A 5,146-nucleotide genomic window follows, 5' to 3' on the forward strand; every position below is an offset into this window, starting at 1 on the left:
GGAGAAGACCGGCAGCACACTCGACTTCCAGTTCAAGCCCCTGCCGCAAGACGACCCCCGCCAGCGCCAGCCCGACATCACCAAGGCGCGCAACATCCTCGGCTGGGAACCCAAGGTCGCGCTGAGCGAAGGGTTGGACAAGACGATCGACTATTTCCGGGGACGGCTGGGGGTTTAGCGCCAAGGTCGGGCAAAGTTCTGCTTTGAGTGGAGAGCAGACATTGCGAATCAGCAGCCACCGCCTCGGAACACCTCCGCCTCTCCATATGCCTCGACCGGAACAAGGAGGACGTCCCGTCCATCTCGGCGCTGATAGCTAAGCCGTCCCGATCGAAGGATTGTCACAGCCTCAGCCATTCTAGCGGGACCCTTTGGGGCGCTGACGCTTCCATCATGAAGCATGAACGCGGGCGTTACATCAAAGTCTCGCCTCTCTTTTCCGCGCCAGCTTCCAACCATGAAGGATGCAAGGTTTGCTTGATCGACGAAAGTGCCGGTCGACCCGCTAATCTTGAAGAACGGCTGACCGTCGGAAAAGCGGTAGCAGCCCGCTGGTATCTGCGCGGGAGATTGCCCGCACCCACTCAGCAGAGCGCTTACCAGCAGAAATGAGAGGCGCACCACGGTAGGATCATGCGTCCGGCCGCGAATTCCCGCAATGGGTGGTGGACATTCCCATCCCTCAAACATCCTCCGCCCGCGCGCACCTTGCCACGACGAGCAACAACGTCCCGCTCGCGACGAAGCTGATCGCCAGCACCCAGGCGAAACTCGCGATCAGCGGCGGGGTCGCGCCGAACAGGGTCACGACCAGCGTCGAGATCGACAGGCCGATCACCAGTGCGAGCGCGAGGACGATGTCGGTCGCGGCGGCCAGGCCGGTCCATTTACGCACCGACCCCCGCTCCAGCACGCACGCCGCACCCAGTACTAGCCCGCGCAGGAACAGCCAGCCCATGACGATGATCAGCGCCGGCAGAAACCCGGTCGCCGGATCGGTCGCGAACAGCAGCCCGCCCACGACCGAGATTGCTCCCGCCAGCATCACCAGCCGCCGAGTCTCATGGCGTGCCGTCGCGGCAATGATCTCGCTCAGCCCGGCCAGCACCATCGACGCGCCGATGATCGCGGCGGCATGGCCCGGACCGACCAGCGGCAGCACCGCCGTCGCCGCACTTAGCAGGATGATGAACCAGCCGGATGCTGCAATTCGACGCGCACGACTTGCGCCATTCGCGGGAGGAGGATCGATACTCACCACGCGAGGCTAGCACCCCCCGCGACCCGCGTCACTCAGCCCTCGAGCTGCCGCGTCAGCAGGCGCACCGCTGCGTCGATATCCGGATCGCTCGCGCGCAACCGCTCGATCTGCTTGACCGCGTGGATCACCGTCGTGTGGTCGCGCCCGCCGAAGCGCCGGCCGATGTCGGGCAGCGACTTGGGCGTCAGTTGCTTGGACAGGTACATTGCCACCTGTCGCGGCCGCGCCACTTCCCGCGCGCGCCGCGCCGACGTCATCTCGGCCTTGCGGATGCGATAATGCTCGGCGACCTGGGTCTGGATCTCGTCGATCGAAATCCGCCGCTGGTTGGCGCGCAGCACATTGGCCAGCACTTCCTCGACGAACGCGATGTCGATCGTGCGGTTGGTCATGACCGCATAGGCGGCGATGCGGTTGAGCGCCCCTTCCAGCTCGCGGATCGAGGCGGTCAGGCGGCGGGCGAGGAATTCGATCACCGGCCGCGCCATCTGCACGCCAGGCAGGCTCGCCAGCTTCGAATCGAGAATGTTGAGCCGCAGCTCGTAATCGGCCGGGTTGATGTCGGCGACCAGCCCCCACGACAGGCGCGAGAGGATGCGCGGCGCGATTCCGTCGAGGTCCTGTGGCGCACGGTCCGACGTGATCACCAACCGCCGACCGGCGGTGATGATCTCGTTCATCGTGTGGAAGAATTCTTCCTGGGTCGAATCCTTGCCGGCGATGAACTGGACGTCGTCGATCAGCAGCAGGTCGGCCGAGCGCAGCCGCCCTTTGAAGCCGATCGTGTCATTCTCGCGGATCGCGCGGACGAACTCGACCATGAATCGTTCCGCCGACATCGACACCACGCGAGCCGCCGGGTGAGCGCTCAAAAACGCCTGGCCGATGGCGTGCAGCAAATGGGTCTTGCCCCGCCCCGTACCGCCGTGGATGAACAGCGGGTTGAACGCGACCTTGTCGGCGGTCGCCAGCGTCCGCGCCGCACTCGCCGCGACCTCGTTGGCCTTGCCGATAATGAACGTTTCGAACCGGTAGCGGGCATCGAAATTGGGCGCGTTGGGATCGCGGGTCAGCGCCGGTTCGGGCGGTGCCGGAATTTCCTCCAGCACCAGCAGGGGCGACGGCTTGGGCGCATCGAGCGCGGCAGCGATTCGCACTTCGCGCACGAGCGGCAGGGTCGCGCGCCACGCCAGGTTCAACCGCTCGCCGAAATGCCCGCGCACCCAGTCGGCCATGAACTGGCTCGGCATGACGATCGCCAGCTCGCCCGACTCGGCGTCGAACGGTCCGACCTCAGCTGGCTTCAGCCAGCCATCGAACGTCCGCGCGCCCAAGTCACGGCGCAGTCCGGCGCGAATCGACTCCCACGCGGCCTCCAGCGGCGCGGCGATGGTCTCAGGCTGATCAAGCTGTGCACTCCGATCCTCTCCACGCGTCACCGAGCCTTGCCTCCACCTCTTCTAGGGCACAGCCAAGCCGTGACGCCCGACCCGAGTCGTAGCGTGTGTCGACCTTGTTCTGCTGTGCCCCCCGGCGCAGATTCGCACCCGGTCGAGCGGTTCTGCGAGCCTTGGCGGGCGCTGACAAGCAGCTTATTTTCATCGAACTGAAATATTCCGGCTTGACACGGGATTTGCTGGAAAAGACCATTTAATGGCGAATTTCTAGGGTTTTTTGCCACCTCTAGAGGGGGCCGAAAAACGAATCGCCGGAATCATTGACTTATTGCCGACACGAAACGGAAACGGGCCGCCGGATCGCTCCGACAGCCCGTTTCAATCGCAAACTTGTCCCGAAAAGGGACTTACCCGAGTGCGGCGACTCGCTTGGTCAGGCGCGAAAACTTCCGCGACGCCGTGTTCTTGTGAAGCACGCCGCGCGCGACACCGCGCGCCATCTCCGGCTGCGCTGCCTTGAGCGCGACGGTCGCGACACTCTTGTCACCGGCGATGCAGGCAGCCTCGACCGCCTTGATGAAGGTCCGGATGCGGCTCACCCGCGCACCGTTGACGATGGCGCGGCTGGCGTTGCGACGGATGCGCTTCTTGGCTTGCGGCGTGTTCGCCATGGGTTAGTGTACCTCAGTCAATGGATTGGGCAGCGCAAAGCCAGGGGCCGCGCCGACGTGCCGTCCCCCTACGCAGGCGAGGCGGATTCGTCAACTAGCGCTGGCAATTCGGGCAGAAGAAGGTCGATCGCCCGCCCTGGACGATACGCTTGACCACGCCGCCGCACCCGCACGACTTCCCTTCGCGCCCGTAAACATCGAACGTCTTGGAGAAATAGCCGAGATCGCCATCGGGTGCCGCAAAGTCGCGCAGGGTCGATCCCCCCGCCGCAATCGCTTCCTCCAGCACCGCCGGGATCGCGGCGGCAAGAGCATCGAGTCGCACGCGCGACACCCGCCCCGCCGCCTTGCGCGGGTCGATCCGCGCCCGGAACAGCGCTTCGCACACATAGATGTTACCCAGTCCGGCGACGATCCGCTGATCGAGCAGCAGCAGCTTCACCGCCGCTACCCGCCCCGCGAACCGCTCCTTGAGCCATTTGCCGGTCACCGCCCCGCCGAGCGGCTCGGGTCCGATCGCCATGAACGCCGGCCACACCGCCAACCCCTCCGTCCGCACCAGGTCGAGCGACCCGAACCGCCGCGGATCGTTCAGCGCCAGCCGGTGCCCGTCGTCGGTCGCGATGATCAGATGGTCGTGCGCGCCAATCTCGCCCGGGTCGATCCGCCACCGCCCCGACATGCCGAGGTGAAACACCAGCGTGTCCCCGCGATCACTATCGACCAGCCCATATTTCGCCCGCCGGTGCAGCCGTACCACCCGCGCCCCGGTCAGCCGCTGCCCCAGGTCCTGCGGGATCGCTCGCCGCAGATCGGCGCGGCGCGGTGTGACCTCGGTCAGTCGCCGCCCGAGCAGCACCCGCTCCAGCCCGCGCACGGTCGTCTCGACTTCGGGTAATTCCGGCATGGCTCGCTATGGCGAACCGCGCCGCGCCCGGCTAGAGGCGACCCCCATGAACGAAGAAGCGCGCGATACGGTCAATTTCGGCGAAGCCTTGGTCACCCCCGAAGAAAAGACCCGCCGCGTCGGCGGCGTCTTCACCTCGGTCGCGCGCAGCTATGACGTGATGAACGACCTCATGTCGGGCGGCATGCACCGACTGTGGAAGGACCGCTTCGTCGCCAGGGTGAAGCCGCGCCCCAGCGAGGCGATCCTCGACATGGCCGGCGGCACGGGCGACATCGCCTTCCGCATGGCCGCGAAGGGCGCGAAGGTGACCGTCAGCGACATCAACGCCGACATGCTCGCCGTCGGCATGGAGCACGCCGAGAAACGCCGCATCGACGGTCTCGTCTGGCAGCGCGAGAATGCGGAAACGCTCAGCTTCGCCGACGCCAGCTTCGATGCCTACACCATCGCCTTCGGCATCCGGAACGTCACCGACGTTCCCGCCGCGCTGCGCGAAGCCCATCGCGTGCTGCGTTTCGGCGGGCGCTTCTTCTGCCTCGAATTCTCGACCACCGAATGGCCCGGCTTCGGCCAAGTCTATGACAAATATGGCGACGCGCTGATCCCGAAGATCGGCAAGCTCGTCGCCAAGGACGAGGATAGCTACCGTTACCTCGTCGAATCGATCCGCCGCTTCCCCAAGATGTCCGAGTTCGAACGCATGATCGCCGCCGCCGGCTTCACCCAGACCCGCGTCGAGCCGATCCTCGGCGGATTGGTCGCGATTCATAGCGGCTGGAAGATTTGACCACTTCGGTTACGCACCTGTGGCGCCTCCTTAAATGGGGCCGCACGCTCGCCCGCCACGGCGCGCTGCAGGGAATCGAGCGCGATCCGCTGACTCCGCCCGCCGTCCGCCGCCTGCTCC

The 5,146-nt window shown here is 65.7% G+C and carries 5 protein-coding genes; 1 reads left to right on the forward strand and 4 read right to left on the reverse strand.

From position 1 onward, the window contains the following. Nucleotides 1-682 precede the first annotated feature (682 nt). The 4 genes from RMN84_RS10365 to mutM form a co-directional block, all read right to left on the reverse strand. Complete coding sequence (locus tag RMN84_RS10365) at nt 683-1,258, reverse strand: hypothetical protein (protein ID WP_309612093.1); 576 nt, start codon at nt 1,256-1,258, stop codon at nt 683-685. Between the two features lie 35 nt (nt 1,259-1,293). Next, nucleotides 1,294-2,700 (reverse strand): chromosomal replication initiator protein DnaA, encoded by a 1,407-nt coding sequence (gene dnaA / locus RMN84_RS10370; protein WP_309612094.1) that lies wholly within the window; start codon nt 2,698-2,700, stop codon nt 1,294-1,296. Between the two features lie 365 nt (nt 2,701-3,065). Continuing rightward, complete coding sequence (rpsT, locus tag RMN84_RS10375) at nt 3,066-3,329, reverse strand: 30S ribosomal protein S20 (RefSeq protein ID WP_309612095.1); 264 nt, start codon at nt 3,327-3,329, stop codon at nt 3,066-3,068. Nucleotides 3,330-3,423: 94 nt separating this feature from the next. Then, entirely contained in the window at nt 3,424-4,236 is an 813-nt protein-coding gene (mutM, locus tag RMN84_RS10380; RefSeq protein WP_309612096.1) for a bifunctional DNA-formamidopyrimidine glycosylase/DNA-(apurinic or apyrimidinic site) lyase, read from the reverse strand. 46 nt (nt 4,237-4,282) lie between these two features. On the opposite strand from mutM, the gene RMN84_RS10385 reads away from it, so the two are divergent. Beyond that, nucleotides 4,283-5,026, forward strand: coding sequence for a class I SAM-dependent methyltransferase (locus tag RMN84_RS10385; RefSeq protein WP_309612097.1), 744 nt, complete (start codon nt 4,283-4,285; stop codon nt 5,024-5,026). The last annotated feature ends 120 nt before the right edge of the window (nt 5,027-5,146 follow it).

The sequence above is a fragment of the Sphingomonas sp. genome (genome assembly GCF_031380695.1).
Lineage (GTDB): Bacteria > Pseudomonadota > Alphaproteobacteria > Sphingomonadales > Sphingomonadaceae > Sphingomicrobium.